Origin of the sequence: Janthinobacterium sp. RA13 (assembly GCF_000745325.1) — a bacterium.
Lineage (GTDB): Bacteria > Pseudomonadota > Gammaproteobacteria > Burkholderiales > Burkholderiaceae_D > Janthinobacterium > Janthinobacterium rivuli.
In genome coordinates this window covers 4,823,168-4,847,608 of sequence record NZ_JQNP01000001.1, presented here as the reverse complement: position 1 = coordinate 4,847,608, position 24,441 = coordinate 4,823,168, and the positions used below count along the sequence as shown (strand labels likewise).

Genomic DNA, 24,441 nt, shown 5'->3' with positions numbered 1-24,441 from the left:
GAAGTTATTCAGAAGCGAAGTATGGCAGCAAAGCGGGCAAGCGTAAATCGGCCAGGCTCAGCCAATAAGGCTGGCCCGGCATGACAAGGATCAATACGTGTAGAAAATACGCTGGATTTCTTGCGTGCTATTTGTTTTGGTCAGGGCCAGCATCAGCAGAATGCGGGCTTTTTGCGGGTTCAGGGTGTCGGACACGACACTGTCGAGTTCATCGTCGTTGGCTTCGCCATTGCGCGCCACGATGCCCTGGCCGACACGGCTCGAACGCACGATCAGCACGCCCTTCTGGCGCGCTTCCACCAGGGCCGGCTTCATTTGCGCGGCCACGCTGCCATCGCCCACGCCAGCGTGGATGATGCCCTTGGCGCCAGCGGCGATGAAGGCGTCCATGCCGACACGGTTCATGTTGGCGTAGCCGTAAACGATGTCCACTTGCGGCAAGGCATCGAGCTTGCTGATGTCAAATTCCGATTCCAGGGTGTGCTTGCGCGTCGACTGGCGGTAGAAGAAGGCCTTGCTGCCCTGGATGTAGCCAAGCATGCCCAGTTCCGGGGACTTGAAGGTGTCGGTCGTCGAAGTGTTGGTTTTGGTCACTTCGCGCGCGGCGTTGATCTGGTCGTTCAAGGCCACCAGCACGCCCTTGCCCACGGCTTCCTTGCTGCCTGCCAGCATCACGGCGTTGTACAGGTTGATCGGGCCGTCGGCCGAAATGGCCGTCGATGGACGCATGGCGCCCACCACGACCACCGGTTTATGGCTTTTCACGGTCAGGTTCAGGAAATACGCCGTTTCCTCGATGGTGTCGGTGCCGTGCGTCACGACCACGCCATCGACCTCGTTCGAGGCCAGCAGCACATTGATGCGCTTGGCCAGGGCCAGCCAGTGGCTATTGCCCATGCTTTCGCTGGCGATCTGGAATACTTGCTCGCCTTTTACGTTTGCCACTTTTTTCAATTCCGGCACGGCCGCGATCAGGCGCTCGACACCCACGGTGGCCGAGGTGTAGCCGACGGTGGTGGTACTGTCGGCGCCGCTGCCGGCGATGGTGCCGCCTGTGGCCAGAATCACTACATTCGGCAATTTGACGGCTGCCTGCTGCGCGCGCGCGGGGGAGGCGGCGATAAAGCCCATCAGCATGGTTGCCAGCATCAGCTGTGCACAAGAATGGAATTTGCGTGAAAACATGGTGCTCCCGTGAAGTGTACTGTCAAAAATAACAAAGTCGTGTGCAAATTATATGTCATCCATGCCGGGGAAAATCCCGAATTCATGCGTATCGGGCAAACGTGCGCGCCTTCCCATGCGCTACAGTGGCGCCATGTCCACACTGTTCCCGTTCCGCGCCAGCCTCGTCCTGCCGCTTGTCTTGATGGCACTGAGCGCCTGCTCCACGCAAATCGAACTGCGCACGGCGGCGCAACAGGAACAGTTCGGACGCGAGGCAGCCGGCCGGGGCGACTGGGCGCTAGCCATGCGCAACTACACGGACGCCGTCGGGAATGTCGAACTGGGCCATGGCGATCCCGCTTGGCAGGCGCGGCTGCACCACGAGGCGGGACGGGCCGCCAGCGCAGCCTGCCGCGACGATGCGGCCGAATTCCATTTCCGCCAGGCCATCGCGCTGGCAAAGAAAAGCGGTCAATCGAGCGCGCTCAGCGACAAAGCGCTGGAATCGCTACAGGCCGGCAAACCCTGCGGAGTTCCTCGATGAATATCGCACGCACCTGGCTGACAGCATCGGCCCTCTTCGCCGCCTTGGCGCCGGCGCGCGCCGCCGAAGCACCGCTGCCCTTATGGGAAGCGGGCATGTTTGGCGGCACGGCAGTCACGCCCGCCTATCCGGGCGCCAGCGAGCGCTCGACGCGCAGCCTGGCCCTGCCCTATCTGATTTATCGCGGGAAAGTGTTGCGCGCAGACCGCTCCGGCGTGGGCGCGCGCCTGTTCAACACAGACCGCCTCGACTTCGATATCGGTTTTGCCCTGTCCTTGCCGGCCCGCTCCAGCGACGTGCCGGCCCGGCGCGGTATGCCAGACCTGGGTACGCTGGTGGAATTTGGCCCGCGCCTGAAAATCAAGCTGGCCGAGCCGACCCAGCACAGCCGTTTGGGACTGGAACTGCCCTTGCGCGCCGTCATCGAAGCGCGCGGCGGCCTGCGCCGCCAGGGCACCACCTTCGAGCCGCGCCTGCTCTACCGTCTGAACGATGACGGCCAGGCATGGCACGTCGATGCCAGCCTGGGCGCCGTGCTGGGCAATGCCGCCATCAACGATTACTTGTATGGCGTCAACCCCGCGTTTGCCACCAGTCAGCGCCCCGCTTATGCGGCAAAAAGCGGGCTGATGCTCACGCGCCTGGGCCTCGGCGGTTCGTACCGGCTGCAGCGGGACTGGCGCGCCTTTGCTTTTTTGCGCTACGACAACTACTCAGGCGCCGCCAACCGCGCCAGCCCCCTGCTGCGCCAGAACAGCGGCACCTCGGCCGGCATCGGCCTGATGTGGACGTGGCGCCGCTCGGACAGTCTGGCGCGGGGTCCAGACGACTAGCCGGATTAAAACTCCGTCGTGGCCGACAGCATGAAAGTGCGCGGCGCGCCCAGGCCCAGGCTGGTCCATTGCGGTAGCGCCCAGTACGCCCGGTTGCCGACGTTCGTCACGCTGGCGCGCACGGTCAGGGGCCGGCCCGCCGCCTGCGTCGCATAGCGGGCGCCCAGGTCAAACACGGTGCGGCCCGGCACGGACATCGAATTGTCGGCATTGATGTATTGCTTCGATGCCGCCGTTGCATTCGCCGTCAGGGTCACGCCGGGGATGGCGGGTGTATCCCACTCGACGCCGAGCTTGGCTTGCAGCTTGGGCACGCCCGTTGCCTGCTTGCCCTGGTTGCTGCCGCCCACGGTCTTGCTCAAGACGGGGTCGACATACGCCACGCCGCCCATCAGGCGCACATCGCGCAGGGGCGAACCGAAGAAGCCCCAGTCGACGCCACGGTTGCGCTGTTCGCCACCGAAGGAAAAGAGATTGCTGACCGGGTCGACATAGCTGCCGGGCCGCTTGATTTCATACAGGCTGACCGTATGCGCGAACTCGCCCAGGTCGACCTTGACGCCAAGCTCCGCCTGTTTCGACTTGTAGGGCGCAAAGACCTCGCCCGAGTTGGCCGCCGTCAGCGGCGCCGTGGCGCCCTGGCTCAAGCCTTCGATGTAATTGCCATACAGAGAGATAGTCTTGCTGGCCTTGACCAGCAGGGCGAAGGCCGGCGTGGTGGCGCCTTCGTCATAGCGCGAGGTGCGCGCGCCCGTCTTGATGTTGAAGTTATCGCTGAGCACTTCCTGGCGGCGCAGACCCGCCGTCAACTGCACGGTGTCTTGCGCAAAGGACAGCGTGTCGACCAGGCCGACGCTGGCCAGGCGCAATTCCGCCTTGGAAATTTGCGGCGCCTCGAAGCGCGTCGCCGGTCCCCAGACGGGGTTATAGATATTCGTGATCCAGTCTTTCGCCAGGGTATTGCGGCGTCCGTACTGCTTGTCCGTGTGGTGGTAATACGTGGCGTTGACGGCCCATTGATGGCCGATGTCGCCCGTGCGCAGCTTGCCCCGCAAACCAATTTCCGCCGACTGCTTTTCCACGTCAAAACCCAGGTCGGCAAGATTGGTGCGGTAGTCGCCTGCCGTGTTGAACACCTGGATCAGGTAGGCGCCCGTCGACTGGTAGTCGGCCCGGCTGGCGCCCACGGCCGCATACGCCATCACTTGCTCATTGACGTCCAGCTCGCCACGCAGCATGGCGCCCTTGTCCTTGGTGTCGTAAAACGCCCAGCTGGGATTGAGTAAGGTTTCCGCTTTCGGCGGACGCGGCACGGGCAAGCCGGGCGCCAGGTTGACGCCCCGGTTCAAGCCATCGGCACGGTCCTCGCTGTGGTACAGGTCGGCGGACAGGCGCGCGCCGTTGCCACGCCAGTCCAGGCCCACGGAGACGAGCCGGGTCTTCTTTTTCTGGTGGTCGATGGCGCCGTCGCCATCGCGGTAGACGCCGTTGACGCGGATGCCGAACTGTTTATGCTCGCCAAAGCGCTGACCCAGATCAATATGCCCACCGAACTGCGCATCCGACATATACGATGCCGTCACGCGCGCCAGCGGCACGTCACCCGCGCGCTTGGGCACGAGGTTGATGCTGCCGCCTACCGAGCCGCCCGGTGGCATGCCATTGAGCAAGGCCGATGGCCCTTTCAGCACCTCGATGCGCTCGAACATTTCAGGCGAGGTGCGGTAATACGGCGAGATGCCGTACAGGCCGCCAAACGCGACGTCGCCGATATTCGAGCTGAAGCCCCGTATCGAATAGTTCTCGCCGATGATGCCCGTCATGCCGCTGCTGAAGACGGTGGGATCGGTGGCGGAAATCACATCGGTGATGTCGCGCGCCTGGCGGTCTTCGATGAATTTATCCGTATAGCTGATGGTGTTGAACGGGGTTTCCATGAAATTCTTGTCGCCCAGGAATCCCACGCGGCCGCCGGACGCCACTTGGCCGCCTGCATAGGCATCCGTCACCGCGTTGCCCTTGCCCCACACCGTCACGGCCGGCATGGTCGCGGCGGCCTCGGCGGCTGCGCCATGCACCGCTTCGCGGCGCACCGTATAGCTGCCATTGCCTTCGCGTACGGCCTGCAAGCCGTGGCCGCGCAGCAATTCATAAAAGCCTTCGGGCACGCTGTAACTGCCGGACAAGCCGGCGCTGCTCTTGCCTTGCAGCAGACTAGCCTCGACCGTCAATTCCACGCCCGCCTCGGCGGCAAAGGTATTGAGCGCCAGACCCAGCGCACCGGCCGGCACGCTGAACGCTTGCCGGGCCTGCCCCGCCCCCGCTTGCGCGTAGGCCGGCGGAGCCGCCACGCCCAGCGCCCCCACGGTCAAGCCCGTGACGAGCGCCAGTTGCACGGCGTTGGCGATGCGGCTCAGGTTCAAGGCGGGAAGGTGGCGCGTTGCCATGCGGTGTGTCATACGGTAAATCCTTTCAGAGGGGATGATTGCTTGTTCTCACCCTATCTCCCGAACGAAAAGGCAAAACCCTCAATGCAAATACGAATCATTACAAAAATAACTTAGATTATTGATAGCCCCTGAGCACGTCGTCGATCACCCGCTTCAGCGACGTCACGCTGGCCGCCGTGATGTACCAGGTGTCCGCATCGACGAAGACCACGCGGCCGTTCTTCCAGGCATTGGTCTGGCGCAGCAGCGGATTGGCCATCTGCTCGGCCGTCATGACGGGACGGTGTTCCATCACGGCCGTCCGGTCGACCACATAGATGATGTCGGGGTTGGCTTGCTGGATGAATTCGCTGGAAATCGGTTGCCCATGCAAGCCCGCTTCGATGGCCGTGCTGGCCGGTTTCACGCCCAGCGCATCGAAGACGAACCCGTAGCGCGACCGCACGCCAAAGGAGCTGAAGGCGCCATTATTGTGCAGCACGATCAGTGCTTTCTCGGGACGGTCCTGCGTCATTTTGCGCGCGTCCGCCACCTTGGCGTCAAGCTCGGCGGCTTTCCGGTTGGCGAGGTCTTCCTTTCCGAAGATGCGGCCCAGGGTCAGCAAGTGCTGCTTGACCACATCGATGTGCTGGCTTTCGCTGTTCTGGTAATCCACATCGAAATGCAGGGTGGGCGCGATCTGGCTCAATTCCTTGTAATGGTTGGCCTGGATCGACGTCATCAGTATCAGATCGGGCTGGAGCGCGTGGATGTGTTCCAGGTTCGGCTGCACGATGGCGCCCAGGTCGCGGATGTTCGCGTCGTCCTTGTAGCGCGTGAGGAAATGCGGCACATAATCCTTCACCATGCCGGCCACGGGCACGCCCAGCTGGTCGAGGAAATCGACTTCGTTCATGTCGAGCACGGCCACCCTCTGCGGACGCTGTTGGATCACCGTCGTGCCCAGCTTGTGCTCAATGGTGATGGGAGTAAATGCCTGCTCCGACGCGGAAGCGGCAGGCGCTGGCGGTGCCGTGGACGCCTTGTCGGTGCAGCCTTGCAGGACGGCCATGGCGGCGAGCAGCACGGCCAGCGCGCAGCGGGATTTGTTCCAGATCATCTCAAGCTCCTGTGGGGGTAAAGTAATTGCAGACGCAGCCGCGTTCATTGCGCACGATGTGAAAATCGATGTCGTACAGCGCGCGCAAGCGTGCCTCGGTGACGACCTCGTGCGCGGGGCCAGCAAAGCGCACGGCGCCGCCCTGCATGGCGACGATGTGGTCGGAATAATTGGCGGCGAAATTGATGTCGTGGATCACCAGGATTACGGTGCGGCCCTGCTCGTCGCACAGGCGGCGCAGCGCGCGCATGATCTGCACGGCGTGCTTCATGTCGAGGTTGTTGAGCGGCTCGTCGAGCAGCAGAATATCCGTTTGCTGGGCGATCGTCATGGCCAGGAAGGCCATCTGGCGCTGGCCGCCGCTCAGTTCATCGACGTAGCTGGCGCGCAATTTTTCCAGCGACAGAAAGGCGATGGCGTCATCGATGGCTTGCCGGTCGTGCGCCGTCAAGCTACCTCGGCTGTAGGGGAAGCGGCCGAAGGCGACCAGCTCTTCCACCGTCAGGCGCAAATGAAAATCGGGCGACTGGCGCAGGGTGGCCACCCGTCTTGCATAGTCCTGGATCTTGATGGCCGCGATGCTGCGCCCGTCTATCGTGATCTCTCCGCCATTCGCTTCCTGCAGGCGCGCGATGAGCATCAGCAAGGTCGTCTTGCCGGCGCCATTCGGACCGATCAGAGACGTCACTTTGCCCTTGGGAAACTGCGCGCTGACATGGGCCAGCACGCGCTTTTCTCCGTAGCTTTTTTCAATCTGGTTGACGTGAATCATGCGGTGCCTCGGGTGCGAACCATGAGCGCGAGGAAATACGCGCCACATACGAGGTTGACGAGGATGCCAACCGTGGTCCGGTAATTGAAAACGTGCTCGACCAGCAACTGGGCGAGCAAAAAAATGGCGATGGCGATGGCGCAACCCAGCGGCAAGGTGGCGCGATGGCGCGCCGTGCGGGCCAGGGCATAGGTCGTGTTCGCCACGAAGATGCCCATGAAGGCTGTGGGGCCCAGCAAGCTCGTCGACACGGCCACCAGCACGGCGATCAGGGCCAGCTGCAGCCGCACCATGCGCCGGTAATCGATACCGAGCGAGATCGCCTGTTCGCGCCCCAGCGCCAGCACGTCGAGCGCCGGCAAGGTTTTCAGCACAGCCACACAGGCAGCGCCCGCCAGCAGGGCCGAGGTCAGCAATTGTGCGGGCTGCGCCTTGTTGAACGAGGCCTGGCTGAAACCTTGCAGGATGGCAAATTCGCCGGGACTGATACGCAGCTGGATGAACTGGGTGAACGTGCCGATCACCATCGTCAGGACAAAACCCAGCAGCAGCAAAAAATACACGTTGTTCTTGCCATCACGAAACAACCAATAGTGGATGGCCCAGGAATACGCGAGCATCAGCGCGATCGACAGCACAAAATTGCCGTTCTGTCCCAGCAGCACCACGCTGTGCATGCCCATCGCGAGGATCAGCAGCGATTGCAGCAACAGGTATACGGCTTCGTAACCCATGACGGCCGGCGTCAAAATCCGGTTGCCGGCGATGGTCTGGAACACGATCGAGGACACGGCCACGCAGACGCCGCCGATGGCGATGGCGGCCAGGCGAGAGAGGCGCTTGGGGATGATGTAATCGAAGTCGAGATTGGCGCCGAGGAAGAGAAACACCACGGCCAAAGCAAGCACGGCCAGCCACAGCGTCCGCTGCTTGAATAGCCGCTTCATCGCCGCCCCCGGATGATCAGGACGAGGAACAGCAGGCCGCCCACGCCGCCCGCCGTCAGGCCGATCGGCACCTCGAACGGGTAGATCAGCAAGCGCCCGGCGATGTCGCAGGCCAGCAGCAGCGACGCACCGCACAGGGCGACGATGGGCAGAGTGCGCTCCAGCCTGTCGCCATAGCGCAAGGCCACCAGATTCGGGATGGCCAGCCCGACGAACGGGATCGCCCCCACCGTGATCACCGTGGCCGCCACCGTGACGGCCACCAGCATCAGGCCCAGCGCCACCGTGCCCGCATAGTTCAGGCCCAGGCTGGTCGCCATGCCCTCGCCCATGCCCAGCACGGTAAAACGCTGCGCGTACACATACGTGAGGGCAACGATGGGCAGGATCAGATAAATGAGTTCATAGTTGCCCTGCACGATGCGCGAAAAATCGCCAAGCAGCCAGCCCTGCATGTTTTGCAGGATATTGTTGCGGTAGGCATAAAACTCGGCCACGGCGCTGAGCACGCCGCCATACACGAGGCCGATCACGGGGACGAGTATCGTGTTCTTGAAACGGATGCGGCGGATCAGGGCCACGTACAGTACGCTGGCGGCAAGGCAGAAGGCCAGCGCGAAGGCCATCTTGCCCGCCGTGCCCGCCGCTGGCGCCACGGTCAGCGCCACGAAGATACCCAGCTTGGCCGCGTCGAGGCCGCCCGAGGTGGCCGGCTCGACGAATTTGTTGCGCACGATGTGCTGCAGGATGACGCCGCACACGGACAGGCCCACGCCCGTCAGCACCAGCGCCGCCAGACGCGGCAGCCGGCTGGCCGTGAGGGTCAGCCAAGCATCGGCAGACAGCGCGCCGGACGATGACAACAGCTGTGCCCACTCCATCTGCCTGGCGCCCACCAGCAGCGAAGCGCAGCACAGCAGGAAGAAGACCAAATACAAACGCACGCGTGTCAAATGTCAGACTCCGGCGCAGGCGCGGCGATGCGCCAGCCCTTGGCCGCCTGGCGCTGGGCCAGGAAGTGGGCATACAGCCCGCCCTGCGCGCGCAAAGTGGCTGGCGCGCCCTGCTCGCCCAGGGTGCCGCCATCGAGCACGACGATCTGGTCAGCCATGGCCACCGTCGACAACTGGTGCGCGATAACGATCACCGTGCGCTTGCCGCGCAGCCGCGCCAGCGCTTCGGCGATGGCGGCCTGGTTTTCCGCGTCGAGCGCGGCCGTCGCTTCATCGACCAGCAGAATCGGTGCATCCTTGACCAGCGCGCGGGCAATCGCGATGCGCTGGCGTTCGCCGCCGGACAGGCGCGCGCCTCCCTCGCCGACCAGGGTATCGAGTCCCTGCGGCAAGCGGGCGATGATCTCGGCCACGCCCGCATGGCGCGCCGCGTCCAGCACATCGGCCTCGGTCGCGTCCGGCTTGCCGATGCGGATGTTGTCGCCGATGCTGCCCTGGAACAGATAACTGTCCTGGAATATCTGGCTGATCTGGCCGGCCAATTGCTCGCTGGACATGTCGCGCACATCGACGCCACCCACCAGCACCGTGCCCGCACTGGCGTCGAAGAAGCGCGCGATCAAGCGTACCAGGGTCGTCTTGCCGGAGCCGGAAGCGCCGATCAGCGCCGTCATGCTGCCCGGCGCAATCTTCAGGTTGATGTCCGTCAAGACGTCGGCCTGGTCCGGTGCATAGCGGAAGTACGCGCCACGCAATTCGACCGAAGCATCGCGCGGCGCCTGCGGCTCGTGTGCTTCCGGCAGGGGCTGCACGGCGAACATCTCGCGCGCCGCATCGAGCGGAACGCGCGCGCCGCGCAGCACTTCGCCATAGCTGGCCACTTCCTGCAGCGGGTCGACAAAGCGCACCACCAGCAGCAAGGCCACGATGACAGAAATAGCGTCACCCGCAGCCGATGCCGCCCCCAGCAAACCCTGCAGCCACAGCGCGGCAATGGCGAGCAAGACGGCGAAGATGGCTTGCACGGTCCAGGCGTTGAGCACGGAAGACAGCGCGGAAAGATAGATCAGCCGCGTGCCTGAGTGGCGCTGCGCGTCGATGGCTTGCTTGAGGAAACGCGTGCCACCATCCGCATTTTCGCCATTAAATGCACGCAGCACCGATTGCGCTTGCGCAAACTCGACCAGGCGCTGGCTGGTCTGGGCAAAGTGGTGGTGATAGGCATCGTCGGCGCGCTGGCCCAGGTGCGCCGTTAGCCGCAAGGCGCCAGCCAGCAGAGGCAGCGCCAGCAACGCGATGAGACCCAGCTGCCAGTGCAGCGCGAACAGCGCGGCGAGCATCACGACGGGCGTGACGGCGCCGCAGATCACGGGCGTCAGTACGTGGGCCGGCAGTTGCGCCACATTCATCATGCCTTGCGTAATGACGTGACCGAGTTTTGCCGTGTTGTCCGGCGTGAACCAGCCGACGGGCAGGCGCGCCACGTGGTCGCCCAAGCGCTGGCGCGCCCCTTGCAAGACCGTCACGCCCACGCGCACGCCCGCTTTTTCCACCTGGCGCCGCCAGGCCCAGCAGGCGACCAGCCCGGCCAGCAGCACCAGCAGCCACAGGGCCGCGCCGTCCAGGTCGCCAGACAGCAAGCGGCCCAGGGCCAGCACCAGCGCCGTGATCGTCAGCCCGCTGAGCACGCCATACGCGAGCGCCATGGCGCAATAGCGGCGGAACACGGGCGCATCATCGCCCAGCAGTTGAATCAACGTTTTCAGCATGGCAACACCGCATCTTCCTGGGAATCTTGATAGCCGCCCAGCGCCCATAGTTGCGCATAGCGGCCCTGGTGGGCGAGCAAGCCGGCATGGCTGCCCTGCTCGACGATGGCGCCGTTCTCGACCACGACGATGTTGTCGGCATGCATGACCGTGTCGAGCCGGTGCGCGATCACGAGCAGGGTGCGGCCCTGAGCAAAGCGCGACAGGGCGTCCTGGATCGCCACTTCGTTTTCCGCGTCCGCCGCGGCCGTCGCCTCATCGAGCACCAGCACGGACGGATCGAGCAGCACGGCGCGGGCGATGCTCACGCGCTGCAACTCGCCGCCGGACAGCTGCGCATCCTCGCCCACCACGGAATCGTAGCCGCGCGGCAAGGCCAGAATGCGCTCGTGGATGTTCGCCAGGCGCGCTGCCGCTTCGATCTCATGCGTACTGGCAGATGGCCGGCCCAGCGCGATGTTTTCGCGCACGCTGGCGTGGATCAGCCGCACTTCCTGCAGCACGAAACCGATGCGCCGGTACAGCTCGGGCGTGGCGATGTGCCGCAGGTCGACGCCGCCCAGGGTGATGCGTCCCTCGGTGGGATCGAAAAAGCGCAGCAGCAGCCGCGCCAGGGTCGACTTGCCGGAACCGGAGGCGCCGACGATGGCCGTCACCGTGCCAGGACGCAAAGTGAGCGTAATGTCCGACAGCACCTTGTTCTGGCCATCGTAGGCATAGCCCACGTGCTCCATGCGGATCTCCGTGCCGTTGGGTAACTGCTGCTGGCCGGGCGCCGGCTGCGCCAGCACGGGCGTATCGAGCAAGGCTTGCACGCGCTGGGCCGCGCCCGTGGCGTTGTTGAGGTCATGCGTGAGGTAATGTAGCAGCAGCATCGGTGCGGAAATGCCGGGCGCCACGAGGGCGAACGGCAGGATATCGACGGGCGCCATCCATTCCAGCGCCACGAAGGCCGTACCGGCAAGCACCACCACGCCCAGCACGGCGACGGGCGCGATCAGCGCGTTGGCATTCGCCATGGAACCGACCAGCGGACGCGTAAACGCGGCGAACGCGTCGGCAAACGCATCGACGGCCGCGCGGTAGCTGCCGTGCGCACGCCCCGTGGCGCCAAAGGCCTTGACCACGGGAATGCCGTTGACGAACTCCACCACGGCATTGTTGATGCGTCCCATGCCGGCGACGAATTGTTCCATATTGCCGCCGCTGGCCTTCATGGCGCGGCGGAAGAACAGGAAAAAGCCGGGAAATGGCAATATCGAAACGATGGCCAGGCGCCAGTCCATGGCGAACAGGTACACGACGGAAATGGCGATGGCGCCCACGGCGCGCCCCGTTGTCGTATAGAAGTGGGCGGTGAGGCTGTGCAAGGTATTGATGTCGTCCTGCATCGCCTGCTTGACCTCGCCCGAGGCGCGGCTGGTGAACCAGCCCAGCGGCACCTGCCCCAGGCGCTGCATGGCTTGCAGGCGCAATTGATGGGTGAGGCGGTTGTCGGCCAGGTGTGCGGCCAGCTCGCCCAGCGAGATCAGGACCATGCCGGCAAACAGGCAGGCGACGCTGGCGAGAATGGTGGGCCAGATGCCAAGCTGCGTGGCCGCAGGGGCCAGGGCGATGCTGGCGATGTGCGCAATACCGGCCAGCGGCACCAGGGTCAGCATGGAACCCATACCGGCCAGCACGGCGGTGGCGATCAGGCGCCCGCGGATGGGCTGCAGTATCCGGCTGATCGGGCCGGCCTGGCGACTTGGGCTACTCATGGAAAAAACGGGAAAAAGCGTGCATAAGTTCAAGGGATAAGGGTGGCTCTCACCCTATATCCCGAACGAGAATGCAAAACCCTCAATCAGGTCCGCGAAATTGTCAGGCAGCGGCTTGGACGGTCACCCAGTAGCGCGTGCGCGCAACGATTTGCACGGGCAAGGCCAGCGCCAGGTTGTGCAGCGCGCGGTCCGTGTCGCGCAGGGAAAACACGCCGTTGACGCTCAGGCTGGCCACGGCCGGGTCGCAGCGCAGCAGGCCGGGACGGTAGCGGGCCAGTTCCGCAAGCAGCTCATCGAGGCGCATGTTGTCGGCCACCAGCACGCCCTTGGTCCAGGCCGCCGCGCTGGCGGACGCGGGTGCGCCTGACTGCACGATGTCCGCCGAGTAGACAGCGCCCTGGCCCGTGTCGATGCGCACGGGATGGCCGGGCGCATGCGCGAGGCGCACCTCGACGGCGCCTTCGAAGACGGCCACGCGCGACGTGTATTCGTCTTGCCGCAAGGTAAAACGCGTGCCCAGCGCCTGCACCGTGCCATGACGGCCCTGCACGCGGAAAGGCCGCTGCGCCGGGTCGGGATCGCGCGCCGTGGTGACGAGGATTTCGCCGCTGCGCAGGATCAGCAAGCGCTCGCTGGCGTCGAAGCGCACATCGATGGCGGAAGCGGAAGCGAGCATCACGCGCGTGCCGTCAGGCAAGGTCATCTCGCGGATCTCGCCCTTGTCGGTGCTATGCCCTGCCGTGGCCACTTGCCAGGCATCCGTGCCGCGCAGCAGGTACGCCATGCCGCCCACGGGCAGCAACACGGCCAGCAGTTTCAGGGCACGGCGGCGGTTCAGGTAGGCGGCCGGCGCCGGTTCGCGCAGCGCGTGCCGGGCCGCGTCGCGCGGCACGCTGTGCAGCTTGCCTTCGAACGCCTGCAAACGCTGCCAGGCGATGGCGTGGTGCGGATGGGCGGCGCACCAGCGGGCGCAGGCATCCCGGTCCGCGTCGCTGGCGTCATCGGACCACAGGCGCGCCATCCACTGGGCCGCCTGCTGCACGATGGCCGGTGCAATCACCACCTCCATGGTTCAGGCGCCTTGGGCGTGCATGGCCTGGTAGCAGGCCAGCAAACCGGCGGCGATGTATTTTTCGACGGACGAAACGGACACCTGCAATTCGGCGGCGATGTCGCGGTAGCTCAGGCCATCGAGTTTGCACAGCAGCAAGGCCTTGCGCGCCTTGGCGGGCAGCTGGTGCAGCACGGCGTCAATTTCCGTCAGCGCCTCGATCACCAGCGCGCGCTCTTCCTCGGACGGCGCCAGCGCTTCGGGCACCAGGGCCAGCACTTCCAAGTAGGCGGCCTCGATCTGGCGGCGGCGGTACAGGTCGATGACCATGCCATTGGCGATCTGCGTCAGGTGGCGGCGCGACTCCCCGGCCGGCGGCACCCTGCCCGTCTTCATCAGGTGCAGGTACACGTCGTGCGCCAGGTCGGCCGCATCGAAGGCATTGCCGAGTTTACGGCGCAGCAAGCCACGCAGCCAGTGATGGTGGTCGGTGTACAGACTGCTGACTTGCTGCTGAAGCGCTAACTCGGCGGTGCTCACGATACCCTTCCTGTCGCCAACGGCCGGCAAGAGCAGGCGCATCGGATTATAAATGAGAATTATTCTCATTGTACGCGGAGTGGTCAGGAAAGCGCAATACGGCGACGGACGGCAAACGCTGTCAGCCCTGCTGCCGGACGGGCTTGATTAGCCTGAACGCGGCCCGCAGCGAAGGCCGGCAGACGTACAGTGCGGCCGCCAGCAGCACACCCCACGCCAGCGGAGCAAGCACCCCAAGGCGCTGGGCAAAAAACGCGTGGCCCGCCGCCAGCAGCGACAGCAGGCAGGCGCTCAGGTACAGCGAACGGCGCGGCAGCGGACGCCAGACGCGCATGCCCAGCTCCGTCTTGACGACAAAGTACACGAGGAAACCCAGCAGCTGCGAGACGGCGGCGCCCGTGGCGCCACAGCGCGGCACCAGCACGGCGCCGGCCAGCAAGGTGCCCAGCAAGCCTGCCGCGAAAGCGGCGATGGATAAGGAGGGACGGCGGGCCAGACTGATGCCGACGCCGCTCACTTCCGCCAGCGCATACAACAGCGGCTGGCCCACGGTGGCCACCGCCAGATACGCGACGCCATGATAGTTGGAAGGCAAGACCCATCCGATCAGCCAGGCCAGGGCGCCCGCCAGGCAAAAGCCCACCACCACGACGGCTTGCGCATGGCGGCAAATGGCCGCGATATTCGACAGGTCGCCGCCGGCCGCGGCCCATTTGTGTACTTGCGGTATCCAGACAATCGTAAAAATCGACTGCACCAGCCAGGCGCCGGCGGCCACGCGCGTGGCCAGCGCATAAATACCGAGCTCGTCAAAGCCGGCAAAAATGCGCAGCAAGCCCATGCCGGCCGACAACATGGACAGGTAGCCTATGGCGCTCACCAGCAGGGGCCCTGCCTCGGAAAGCAGGCGCCGCAGCAGCACCCGGTCCACGGCGGCGCGCCAGGCTTGCGCCAGCGATACGCGCGCATGCCACAGCAGCCATAACGTGACCAGCCAGGTGGTGGCCACGACCAGGCTTGCCAGGTGCACGAAATTGCGCTGCGGATCCCACCACAGCACAGGCAGCAGCAGCAACAGCGAGATTTTCGGCAAGACCTGCGCCAGGCTGAATACCCAGGCGCGCTCCTGCATGCGGAAAAGCTGCGCGATCAGGCGATTGGCCAGGGCGCTCAGCATGCCCGCAGCGAACAGGACGGCCAATGCAGGCTGCGCCGCATCGAACAACAGTTGCGCTACCGGCGCGGCAAACACGAGTATCACGGCCAGCGCCACGGGCGCGAGCAGCACGGCCGGCAGCAGGCACGCTTTCAGCAAGCCGCTACGGCTCGTGCTGTAATGGTATTCATGCAGGAAAGCCTTATCCAGCCCCAGCGACAGCAGCAAACCGGCCACCGTGCACGCGGTCATGAAGAAATCCAGCTTGCCGATGTCGGCAGGCGGAAACAGCCAGGCCACGGCAGGCACGGTGGCAAGGCTGCACAGCAGCGACAAGATGGGGCCGGCTGAAAAACCCGCGAGACGGTTCAGGCGCATCGTTCAGCCGGGCCGGACATCTCAGCCATGCCTGTCGTTGGAAAAACGATACGGCACCGTGTCCGAATCGGCCGGCACGCGCCAGTGGTCCGGCGCATCATAGCGATACGCATGGTCCACCGCATTGACGAGGATGGCCGGCGTGCTGCAGTAATTCTGCACGCCATGCCAGACGCGGGGCGGCACGACGAGCAGGCCGGGACGCCTGGTGCCCAGCTTGAATTCGTTGAGCATGCCAAAGGTGGGCGAATCCGCGCGCGCGTCGTACAGCACCACGCGCATCTGGCCCGCCGCCACGAACAGGCGGTCCGTCGTGATGGCATGCGCATGCCAGGCGCTCAGTCCACCCGGCTCCAGGGTCGAGGCAAATATCTGGCCGATCTGCGCCGCACCAGGCACCCATTCAGTACGGAAAATTTCAGTCAGACTGCCGTACGCCGTCAACACAGGCTTGATTTCCTGAAAGATCACGCCATCGATCAAGGCAGGCGCCTTCGGCTTCCATTCCTTGGTAATGCTTTCGCCGTCCTGCTTCGCGCCAGCCAACAACCAGTTATCTTTCTCCGCCACCAGATCTACCCCCAGAAATTGTATAAAAATGCTCTTATGTATTGCCATCGTATTATCTATCGCCGCGGCATGTCCTTCAATCCCCGGCGGCGGCGCAATTCACGTAAAAATGTGCCTTTGCGCCAATACCGGAGCCAGAAACCGGGATACGGCGGCCATAGTCCCAACATATAACAAAGACGGCGCGACAAGGCTTTCGCGGTCGTCATGGCCGACTGTAGCGGCGCAATCAGCCGCTCACGGCCCACTTTGCCATACAGCGTGGTGACAGCCTGCAAAATATTGAGGGGATCTTGCATGTGCGCCCACCAGAACGCATGCTCGCTGTGCTGCCGCTCCAGGTAGGCATTTCTGCGGCTGCCAGACTGTATCAGGATGGCGCCGATGCGTGGATGGGCCAGCATCGGCCGTCCCGCGCGATACACGCGGTGCAACCACGCTTGCGATGGCGAGGAGCGCACTTCCCATGACGGCTTCCACGGGCCGATCTGCAGGGCCAGCTCACGCCGCATGACCCACAGAGTGGCAGGCACGTCCATCCACGGACGGTACGCTTGCACGCCTTCCGCCAGCGCCCCCACCATGTGATATCCGACCGGCAAAACCACCAGTCCCTGGCCAAAGACCAGGTCAGCCCCGGTACTATCGAGGATAGCGATGTTGCTCTGCAAATGATCGGGCAACCACAGGTCATCGTGGTTCAGGAATGCCAGATAGGTGCCGCGCGCCAGGCTGACGCCGACATTGTTGGGCCCCGTCTGCTCGCCGTAATTGGCTTCCAGATTCACAAAGCGGATGCGCGCGTCGCCGAACGCGGCGACCACCTCGGCGGTATCGTCGGTGCAGCAATCGCCGACGACAATCAGCTCCCAATCCTGCACGGTGCTGGCGAGTAGCGATTGAATCGCATACCCGAGGATATTGCTCCGGTTATACGTGGCCATAACAATGGAAACGAGCGGTTGCTTCTCTGACTGCATGGCAAGCCTTTTCAAATCACGGACAAAAAAATGCCGCCCAGGTTATTGAGCGGCATTTCGCAATGGACTGATAGCAGTTGCCGGCATGGGCCAGCAACCGCGTTCGTCAGACGTTGAACAGGAAGTTCAGCACGTCGCCATCCTTGACGACGTATTCCTTGCCCTCGGCGCGCATCTTGCCCGCTTCCTTGGCGCCCGCTTCGCCCTTGTAGGCGATGAAGTCGTCATAGGCGATGGTTTGCGCGCGGATGAAGCCGCGTTCGAAGTCGGTGTGGATCACGCCGGCCGCCTGCGGCGCCGTGGCGCCCACGGGAACGGTCCAGGCGCGCACTTCCTTCACGCCTGCCGTGAAGTAGGTTTGCAGGCCCAGCAGCTTGTAGCCGGCGCGGATCAGGCGGTCCAGGCCTGGCTCTTCCATGCCCATGTCGGCCAGGAAAGCGCCCTTGTCGGCATCGTCCAGGTCGGCGATTTCCGCTTCCAGCGCGGCGCAGATGGCGACGATAGGGGCGTTTTGCGCTTGCGCGTAGGCCGTCAGCTGGTCCAGCAGCGGGTTATTCGTGAAGCCCGAATCGGACACGTTGGCCACGAACATGGCTGGCTTGGCCGTGATCAGGCACAGCGGCTTGATCAGTTCCATTTCGTCGGCGTCCAGGCCCATGGCGCGCACGGGCTTGGCGTCGTTCAGGTAAGGCATCATGCGTTCCATGATGGCCAGCAGCTTGGCCGCATCCTTGTCGCCCGAGCGGGCTTTCTTGTTTTCGCGGTGGATCGCTTTTTCCACGGTGCCCATGTCGGCCAGCGCCAGTTCGGTCTGGATGACTTCGATATCGTCGAGCGGATTGATCTTGCCGGCCACGTGGATGACGTTGTCATCTTCGAAGCAGCGCACGACGTTGACGATGGCGTCCGTTTCGCGGATGTGCGACAGGAACTGGTTGCCCAGGCCCTCGCCCTTCGATGCACCGGCCACCAGGCCGGCGATGTCGACGAATTCCACGATGGCGTTGACCATGCGTTCCGGCTTGACGATGGCGGCCAGCGCATCCATGCGCGGATCCGGCACTTCGACGACGCCGACGTTCGGCTCGATGGTGCAGAACGGATAGTTTTCAGCCGGGATGCCGGCTTTCGTCAGTGCATTGAACAGGGTGGACTTGCCGACGTTCGGCAAGCCGACGATACCGCATTGGAGACTCATGGAAAACCTTTAATAATCAAAGCACATGGCGCCGTCTATCGGCGTGCTTGCCGTGCTGTTAGGGAAAACGGGCGATTCTTCGCCCTTTTCCGGGGATAGTGCGTGTGCTGCATTTCAAGGGGTCAATTGTACCCGTGTCGCGCGCGCTTCAAAAGCCCGATGATGGGCAAATGACGCCAAAACAGCCGCATCGTGACGCCATCAGGCCCTGTTCTCAGGCCGTATGCAGCTTCATCGTGGCCGCCTCGAACTTGCCTTCAACGATCTGCGGCATCACCTGCAAGGATTTGTCGATCGCCTGCTCGATCAGCTCCTGGTCTTCGCGGCGCGGGCGGTGCAGCACGAAGTCGGCCACCTGCTGCTGCAGGCTCAGGGTACGCGGGTGACCGATGCCCAGGCGCAAGCGCCAGTAATCCTGCGTGCCCAGCGCGGCCGTGATGTCCTTCAAGCCATTATGGCCGCCGGCCGAGCCGCCCTTCTTCAGGCGCGCGATGCCGGGCATCAAGTCGAGCTCGTCGTGCACGACCAGCACTTCATCGGCGGCGATCTTGAAAAAGCGCGCCAGCGCGCCCACGGACTGGCCCGAGCGGTTCATGAAAGTCAGCGGTTCGAGCAGCCAGACTTCCTTGCCGCCGATGGAAGTCTTGGCCAGCATGGCGTTGTAGCGCGAATCGCGCTGCAAGCGCGTGCCGGGCAAGCTGTTGGCAAGATTGTCCACCAGCCAGAAGCCGGCATTGTGGCGGGTTTGTTCGTATTCGGGTCCCGGGTTGCCGAGGCCGACGATCAGGCGTATGGGCATGGCTATGTCTGCAATGTAAAAGAAAGCATTATCGGTGAAAACGGACGGAAAAAAACCCGCGCGGCGAACCTGGCGGGTTTTTCCTTGCGACTACCGCATTGCTGCGGCGGCAGAATTACTTCTTGTCAGCAACAACTTCAGCAGCAGCGGCTTCAGCAGCAACGTGGCCAGCCGGTACCGAAGCGGTAGCGATGGTCAGGTTGGCGCCGTGGGTGACAGCGGTCACGCCAGCTGGCAGAACCAGGTCGCCTACGTGCAGCGAGTGACCAACGTCGATGTTCGACAGGTCAACGTTGATGAATTCTGGCAGTTTGCCTGGCAGGCAAGCGACTTCGATTTCGTTGGCAACGTGGCTGATGGTCGCGCCGTGCAGTTTGACTGCTGGGGAAACGTCAGCGTTGATGAAGTGCAGAGCCACTTTCACGTGGATAGGCTGCGATGCGTCAACGCGCTGGAAGTCAGCGTGCAGAACCAGTTGTTTGTATGCGTGGACTTGGAAGTCGCGCAGCAGAACTTGCTGGGAAACGCCGTCGATTTCCAGATCCAGGATCGACGAGTGGAACACTTCTTTTTTCAACGCGTGGTACAGGGCGTTGTGATCCAGCGAGATCAGCACAGGGGCTTCAGCGCCACCGTAGACGATACCAGGGGTTTGGCCGGAAATGCGCAGGCGGCGGCTCGCTCCGGAACCTTGCAATTCGCGTTTAAATGCGATAACTTTCATGTGAAACTCCAAGAAGAACAAGGCTTGCGCCTTGTGTTATGAGGATACCCGCGACCAGGAATCCTCGAAAATGGGGTGCAAAACACCCCGAAAATTAAAACACTGCGGCGCAACAGGCAAAAAGCCGGTCGCGCCGCAGGCATTACGTCTGTTACTGCTGATCGAATCAGTCGATGAACAGCGAGATGACGGAGTCACCCTTGATGATGCGTTTGAACGTCTCGGCCAGCAGCGGCGCGCACGTCAATTGACGGATCTTGCCGCAGGCCAGGGCCGCTTCGGACAGGGGGATCGTGTCGGTCACGACCAGCTCATCGAGTGGCGAAGCCGAAATACGGTCGATCGCCGGGCCCGACAGCACCGCGTGCGTGCAATACGCCACGACTTTTTTCGCGCCGCGCTCTTTGAGCACTTCGGCAGCCTTGGTCAAGGTGCCTGCCGTGTCGACCATGTCATCCATGATCACGCAGTTGCGGCCTTCGACTTCACCGATGATGTTCATCACTTCGGACACGTTCGCTTTTGGACGACGCTTGTCGATGATGGCCAGGTCGCAGCCCAGGCGTTTTGCCAGGGCGCGCGCACGTACCACACCGCCGACGTCCGGCGACACCACCAGCAGGTCCTGGTAGTTTTTCTTTTGCAGGTCACCCAGCAAAATTGGCGAAGCGTAAATATTGTCGACTGGGATATCGAAGAAACCTTGAATCTGGTCAGCGTGCAAGTCCATGATCAGGACGCGCTCGACACCGGCTTCTTCCAGCATGTTCGCCACCACCTTGGCCGAAATCGCCACACGCGCGGAGCGGGGACGACGGTCTTGGCGGGCGTAGCCGAAGTAAGGAATCGCGGCGGTGATGCGGCCAGCGGAAGCACGTTTCAAGGCATCAACCATCAGCATGATTTCCATCAGACTGTCGTTGGTTGGAGCACAGGTGGATTGCAAAACAAAAACATCCTTGCCGCGCACGTTTTCGTTAATCTCGACCATTACTTCGCCGTCGGAGAATTTCGAAACGTTTGCTTTACCGAGAGGGATGCCGAGGTTTTTTGCGACCCCCTCTGCCAACGCTGGATTCGCGTTGCCGGTAAAAACCATCAGGTTTTCGTAAGCCATGGGAGTCCCAAGAGGTGATATAGAAGTCTTGAAAAGCACTAACCGGGCATAGGCCCGGTCAGTCATTGTTTAGAATATGCCGCGTGGCGACACATCTGCTTTTTCCCGTACTGGACGCTAACTTCGCATCGACAGACTACGGTGAAATGGTGGCAGGGGAAGAAGGATTCGAACCTTCGCATGCTGGAATCAAAATCCAGTGCCTTAACCAGCTTGGCGATTCCCCTACGTTACTGACTGCTTGCCGTCATGTTGGCCAGTATTATACCGACTATTTAACGCTAAGCAAAATCTTTTTTTGCTCTCTACAACATGGTGAGCATCGGGTGGCGATTCAGCGCTTTTGCCTTCCAGGCGATCCAGACTGGTGGCACATTGCTGAGCACCGCATCCGCTTCTTCCTGACTATCAAACGCACTAAACACACAAGCACCGGAACCAGTCATCCTGGCCTCACCGTAAGCACCCAGCCATTCTACCGCATCTGCTACCGGCTTGAAAAGACTGCATGCCACTTGCTGTAAATCATTCTTACCAAACCCGCCCGCATCGTTTCCTTCTGCGAGGTACCTGGAAAAGTCCGCTATTGTGACGGGTTCGGTATTTCTCGTCAAGCCTTCCGCGCAAAAAATTGCGGCGGTCGGCACTTGCACGCCCGGCTCAATCACCACATACCAGCATTCCGGCGTGGCGACGGGCTGCAGGGCTTCGCCCACGCCTTCGGCAAAGGCGTTTTCGCCAAAGATGAAAAACGGGATGTCGGCGCCCAGCGGCAAGCCCAGCGCCATCAATTCCTCGCGCGTCAAACCCGCCTGCCACAGGCGGTTCAAGGCCATCAGGGCCGTGGCCGCGTCGGATGAACCGCCACCCAGGCCGCCGCCCATGGGCAGCACCTTGTCGATGGCGATATCGACGCCGCGCGGCAAGGCGCCCGTGCGGCGCAACACTTCGGCCTGCAGCAGTGTCGCGGCGCGGATGATCAGGTCCTGCTCTTGCGGCACGCCGGCCAGTTCCGTCACGCGGTGGATCGCCGTGTCGTCGCGCAGCGTGAAGTGCAGGGTGTCGCCATGGTCCAGCAACTGGAACACCGTCTGCAGCAGATGGTAGCCATCGGCACGGCGGCCGTTGACGTGCAGAAATAAATTCAGTTTGGCCGGCGCCGGGCAGTTATTCAGGTTAGTCAACGTCATTGTGCTTGAGCGGATGGAGCGGGATCGAGCACGATGCGCAGCGACACGGCATCGGCCTGGGCGCTGGCATTGCGTTCGGCATCGATACGCCGCGGTTGGGGCAAGGCGCCCGGTGTATTGTCGGCCGCATTTTGCCTTACTTCTTGCCACGACACATAGCGCAGGCGCCAGCCGTCTTTCGTGGTGACGCTGTCGTTGGCCGGCGAAGCGGCGAAGCGCTTGCCATCGGCGCCCACGGCATAGCCCTGCAGCCAGTCGCGCAAGCCCGACACGGGCAAGGACCAGCCCAGCATCTGCGCGCTCAGGGTATCGACATCGGGCGCGCTGCGCGGCGCCTTGCCGCTTTGCGTCAACACGGCTTGCTGCGGCGTGACGGCGATCGTCGCCAGGGTGCTGCCGACGGGCGAATACAAGGTCACGTCCGTGCGCTGCGCCGTCTGCTGCCAGTTGAAATTGACGGTGGCCGATTCGGGCTTGTCATCCTTCTGGTAGACGACGTTCAGGCGGCCCGTCAGTTCGACCTGGTCGCGGTAAGGGGCGACGGTTTTATCGGATGGCGCGGTGCCGGACGAAAAGGGGGAAGTCAGGGTCGAGCAGGCCGAGAGGGACAGGCAAAGGGCGGTGAGAGCAAAGAGGTGTTTTGGCATGGCGATCACAAACTGACATTCAGTCGCGCCAGGGTGCTTTTCAGCGCATCGTTTTTCGGATCCTTGCCTTGCGCTTCGCGCCACAGCTTTTGCGCTTCGGCCTTGTCGCCCTTTTGCCACAAGACTTCGCCCAGGTGGACGGCGATTTCCGGGTCGCTGCGCACGGCATAGGCGCGGCGCAGCGCGTTTTCCGCGGCGGCCAGGTTGCCCATGCGGAACTGCACCCAACCCATGCTGTCCATGATGAAGGGGTCGCCCGGCGCCATCTGCAAGGCTTTTTCGATCAGTGCATGGGCTTCGGGCAGACGGATGCCCCGTTCCGCCAGCGAATAACCGAGGGCGTTGTAGGCATGCTGATTGTCGGGCGCCAGCGCCATCACGCGGCGCAGGCTCGCTTCCATCAGCTCGAGCTTATCCAGGCGCTCGGCCAGCAAGGCGTAGTCGTACAGCAGTTCCGGATTATCGGGGAAGCGCAGCAAGGCATTTTCCAGCACCGTGTACGCGCTTTGCACGTAGCCGGCGTCGCGCAGGAATTGCGCGTCGACCAGCAGCACCTGCGCCTGGCTTGCAGGATCGTCCGTTTCGATTTCCGTCAGCGCCTTGCGCGCCGCATCGAGATTGCCGCCACGGGCGATCAGCTGGGCGCGGCGCAAGCGCGCCTCGACATAACCGCTTGATGCGCTGTTGTCGACCTTGTCCAGCCAGGCGATGGCGCCGGCCGTGTCGCCGCGCGTCTCGGCGATCTGCGACAGTATCATCAGGGCCTTGAACGGATCGCGCGCATCGCCAGGAGATTTGTCGAGCACGGCCAGGAAGCGCTTGAAGTACTGCTCCGCGCCCTTGGTGTCTTCCAGCTGCAGCGCCACGATGCCGAGCGCATACAGGCCGCCCAGGTTATCGGGCTGGCTTTTCAGCAGCAGCAGGAACTGCTCGCGCGCCGGCTCCAGCTGTTTTTGTTCGACCAGCAGGCGCGCATACGCGCCGCGCACTTCGACGGCGTCCGGATTCTTTTGCAGGAAAGCGGCCAGCACCTTGTTTGCCGCCTCCGGTTCGCCCGTCACCTGCGCCAGGGTCAGCACGGCCAGTTCGGAATTCGGCTTGATGGCCAGCGCCTTGTTCGCTTCACGGATGGCGCGCTCACGCTCGCCAAGCGACAGGGCGCCTTGCGCCAGCACCAGGTGCGCTTCGAACATGTCCAGGTAGGGCTGCACCAGGCGCGTAAGCATGGCATACGCAAACAGCTTGTCATTCGAGCGCGACAAGATCTGCTGCATCTGGAACAGGGCCACACCGCGCGCGCCCCCTGGCGCATTGGCCAGGCGCTCGGCAAAAATCGGCTCCGCTTCTTCGATCTTGTCCGTCAACACGACGAAGCCGAGGAAGAACTGGGTTGCCTCATCCGATTCGGGCGCCAACTCGCGCCACAGACGGATGGCCGCCAGCGCTTCGCTGCCCTGCTTGGCGGCCAGCGCCATTTCGGACGCGCGGCGCGCCAGGCGAGGATCGCGCGTCTGCTGCGCCGCCACCATCATCGTCACGTACGGCCCTTGCCACTGGCCGCTCTTGAATTCCATTTCAGCCTTGGTCAGCTTGTACAGCAAGTCGCTGCTCAATTCGACCTTCGGCAGCCCGTCGCCGCCGGCCCCCTCCTTGGAGGTGTCCGGCTCCTGCGGCGCGGCGGGCGCGGCCGCAGTGGGGCCGGCCGCGGCATCGGCAGGGGCGACAGGCGTCTGTGCCATGGCATGCGTGGCCATCAGGGCGGACAAGGTTACAATGGCGAAAGCGTTTTTCAAA

The 24,441-nt window shown here is 63.3% G+C and carries 22 protein-coding genes and 1 tRNA gene; 2 read left to right on the top strand and 21 right to left on the bottom strand.

All coding sequences use genetic code 11. The annotated features are described in order from the left end of the window. Positions 1-90: 90 nt before the first annotated feature. Positions 91-1,185 carry a type II asparaginase gene (locus FG13_RS21425; RefSeq protein WP_081922672.1) on the bottom strand — a complete coding sequence of 365 codons (1,095 nt, stop codon included), beginning with the start codon at positions 1,183-1,185 and terminating at the stop codon, positions 91-93. Positions 1,186-1,318: 133 nt separating this feature from the next. On the opposite strand from FG13_RS21425, the gene FG13_RS21420 reads away from it, so the two are divergent. Together FG13_RS21420 and FG13_RS21415 are read left to right on the top strand one after the other, a co-directional pair. Then, positions 1,319-1,711, top strand: a complete 393-nt coding sequence (locus FG13_RS21420; protein WP_152598824.1) for a hypothetical protein — start codon at positions 1,319-1,321, stop codon at positions 1,709-1,711. Further along, complete coding sequence (locus FG13_RS21415; RefSeq protein WP_035824099.1) at positions 1,708-2,544, top strand: MipA/OmpV family protein; 837 nt, start codon at positions 1,708-1,710, stop codon at positions 2,542-2,544. Before FG13_RS21420 ends, FG13_RS21415 begins: the two co-directional genes overlap by 4 nt. Before the next feature lie 5 nt (positions 2,545-2,549). Here FG13_RS21415 and FG13_RS21410 read toward each other — a convergent pair whose 3' ends face one another. The 20 genes from FG13_RS21410 to FG13_RS21315 form a co-directional block, all read right to left on the bottom strand. After that, complete coding sequence (locus tag FG13_RS21410; RefSeq protein WP_035824096.1) at positions 2,550-5,003, bottom strand: TonB-dependent receptor; 2,454 nt, start codon at positions 5,001-5,003, stop codon at positions 2,550-2,552. 106 nt (positions 5,004-5,109) lie between these two features. Next, positions 5,110-6,093 (bottom strand): siderophore ABC transporter substrate-binding protein, encoded by a 984-nt coding sequence (locus FG13_RS21405; RefSeq protein ID WP_035824094.1) that lies wholly within the window; start codon positions 6,091-6,093, stop codon positions 5,110-5,112. A gap of 1 nt (position 6,094) precedes the next feature. Beyond that, complete coding sequence (locus FG13_RS21400; RefSeq protein ID WP_035824092.1) at positions 6,095-6,865, bottom strand: iron ABC transporter ATP-binding protein; 771 nt, start codon at positions 6,863-6,865, stop codon at positions 6,095-6,097. Further along, positions 6,862-7,812, bottom strand: coding sequence for an iron chelate uptake ABC transporter family permease subunit (locus FG13_RS21395; RefSeq protein WP_035824089.1), 951 nt, complete (start codon positions 7,810-7,812; stop codon positions 6,862-6,864). Before FG13_RS21395 ends, FG13_RS21400 begins: the two co-directional genes overlap by 4 nt. Beyond that, entirely contained in the window at positions 7,809-8,765 is a 957-nt protein-coding gene (locus FG13_RS21390) for an ABC transporter permease (RefSeq protein WP_035824088.1), read from the bottom strand. Before FG13_RS21390 ends, FG13_RS21395 begins: the two co-directional genes overlap by 4 nt. Beyond that, positions 8,762-10,534 (bottom strand): ABC transporter ATP-binding protein, encoded by a 1,773-nt coding sequence (locus FG13_RS21385; protein WP_035824086.1) that lies wholly within the window; start codon positions 10,532-10,534, stop codon positions 8,762-8,764. Before FG13_RS21385 ends, FG13_RS21390 begins: the two co-directional genes overlap by 4 nt. Beyond that, complete coding sequence (locus tag FG13_RS21380) at positions 10,528-12,294, bottom strand: ABC transporter ATP-binding protein (protein WP_035824084.1); 1,767 nt, start codon at positions 12,292-12,294, stop codon at positions 10,528-10,530. The genes FG13_RS21385 and FG13_RS21380 overlap by 7 nt, the downstream gene beginning before the upstream one ends. Before the next feature lie 103 nt (positions 12,295-12,397). Further along, positions 12,398-13,366, bottom strand: coding sequence for a FecR domain-containing protein (locus FG13_RS21375; RefSeq protein WP_035824081.1), 969 nt, complete (start codon positions 13,364-13,366; stop codon positions 12,398-12,400). Between the two features lie 3 nt (positions 13,367-13,369). Continuing rightward, positions 13,370-13,888 (bottom strand): sigma-70 family RNA polymerase sigma factor, encoded by a 519-nt coding sequence (locus tag FG13_RS21370; RefSeq protein WP_035828558.1) that lies wholly within the window; start codon positions 13,886-13,888, stop codon positions 13,370-13,372. A 121-nt stretch (positions 13,889-14,009) separates the two neighbouring features. Further along, complete coding sequence (locus FG13_RS21365; RefSeq protein ID WP_035824079.1) at positions 14,010-15,422, bottom strand: lipopolysaccharide biosynthesis protein; 1,413 nt, start codon at positions 15,420-15,422, stop codon at positions 14,010-14,012. A 21-nt stretch (positions 15,423-15,443) separates the two neighbouring features. Continuing rightward, on the bottom strand, positions 15,444-15,992 hold the full coding sequence (locus FG13_RS21360; RefSeq protein WP_200880303.1) for a dTDP-4-dehydrorhamnose 3,5-epimerase family protein: 549 nt from the start codon (positions 15,990-15,992) through the stop codon (positions 15,444-15,446). 56 nt (positions 15,993-16,048) lie between these two features. Then, a complete protein-coding gene (locus FG13_RS21355; RefSeq protein ID WP_081922670.1) occupies positions 16,049-16,972 on the bottom strand; it encodes a glycosyltransferase family 2 protein in 924 nt (307 codons plus the stop codon). A gap of 106 nt (positions 16,973-17,078) precedes the next feature. Next, positions 17,079-18,170, bottom strand: coding sequence for a redox-regulated ATPase YchF (gene ychF, locus FG13_RS21350; RefSeq protein WP_035824073.1), 1,092 nt, complete (start codon positions 18,168-18,170; stop codon positions 17,079-17,081). A gap of 214 nt (positions 18,171-18,384) precedes the next feature. Further along, positions 18,385-18,969: an aminoacyl-tRNA hydrolase gene (pth, locus tag FG13_RS21345; RefSeq protein ID WP_035824070.1), complete on the bottom strand. Its 585-nt coding sequence runs from the start codon at positions 18,967-18,969 to the stop codon at positions 18,385-18,387. Between the two features lie 115 nt (positions 18,970-19,084). After that, a complete protein-coding gene (locus FG13_RS21340) occupies positions 19,085-19,693 on the bottom strand; it encodes a 50S ribosomal protein L25/general stress protein Ctc (protein ID WP_035824067.1) in 609 nt (202 codons plus the stop codon). Between the two features lie 166 nt (positions 19,694-19,859). Beyond that, on the bottom strand, positions 19,860-20,810 hold the full coding sequence (locus tag FG13_RS21335; RefSeq protein WP_034753270.1) for a ribose-phosphate pyrophosphokinase: 951 nt from the start codon (positions 20,808-20,810) through the stop codon (positions 19,860-19,862). A gap of 150 nt (positions 20,811-20,960) precedes the next feature. Continuing rightward, positions 20,961-21,037: transfer RNA gene (locus FG13_RS21330), tRNA-Gln, on the bottom strand. A gap of 78 nt (positions 21,038-21,115) precedes the next feature. Further along, positions 21,116-22,000, bottom strand: coding sequence for a 4-(cytidine 5'-diphospho)-2-C-methyl-D-erythritol kinase (ispE, locus tag FG13_RS21325; protein ID WP_035824064.1), 885 nt, complete (start codon positions 21,998-22,000; stop codon positions 21,116-21,118). Further along, the gene (locus FG13_RS21320) at positions 21,997-22,647 is read right to left on the bottom strand and encodes an outer membrane lipoprotein LolB (protein ID WP_035828557.1); all 651 of its coding nucleotides are present in this window, start codon (positions 22,645-22,647) and stop codon (positions 21,997-21,999) included. Before FG13_RS21320 ends, ispE begins: the two co-directional genes overlap by 4 nt. A 5-nt stretch (positions 22,648-22,652) precedes the next feature. Beyond that, a complete protein-coding gene (locus FG13_RS21315; RefSeq protein WP_035824062.1) occupies positions 22,653-24,440 on the bottom strand; it encodes a tetratricopeptide repeat protein in 1,788 nt (595 codons plus the stop codon). Position 24,441: the final 1 nt, after the last annotated feature.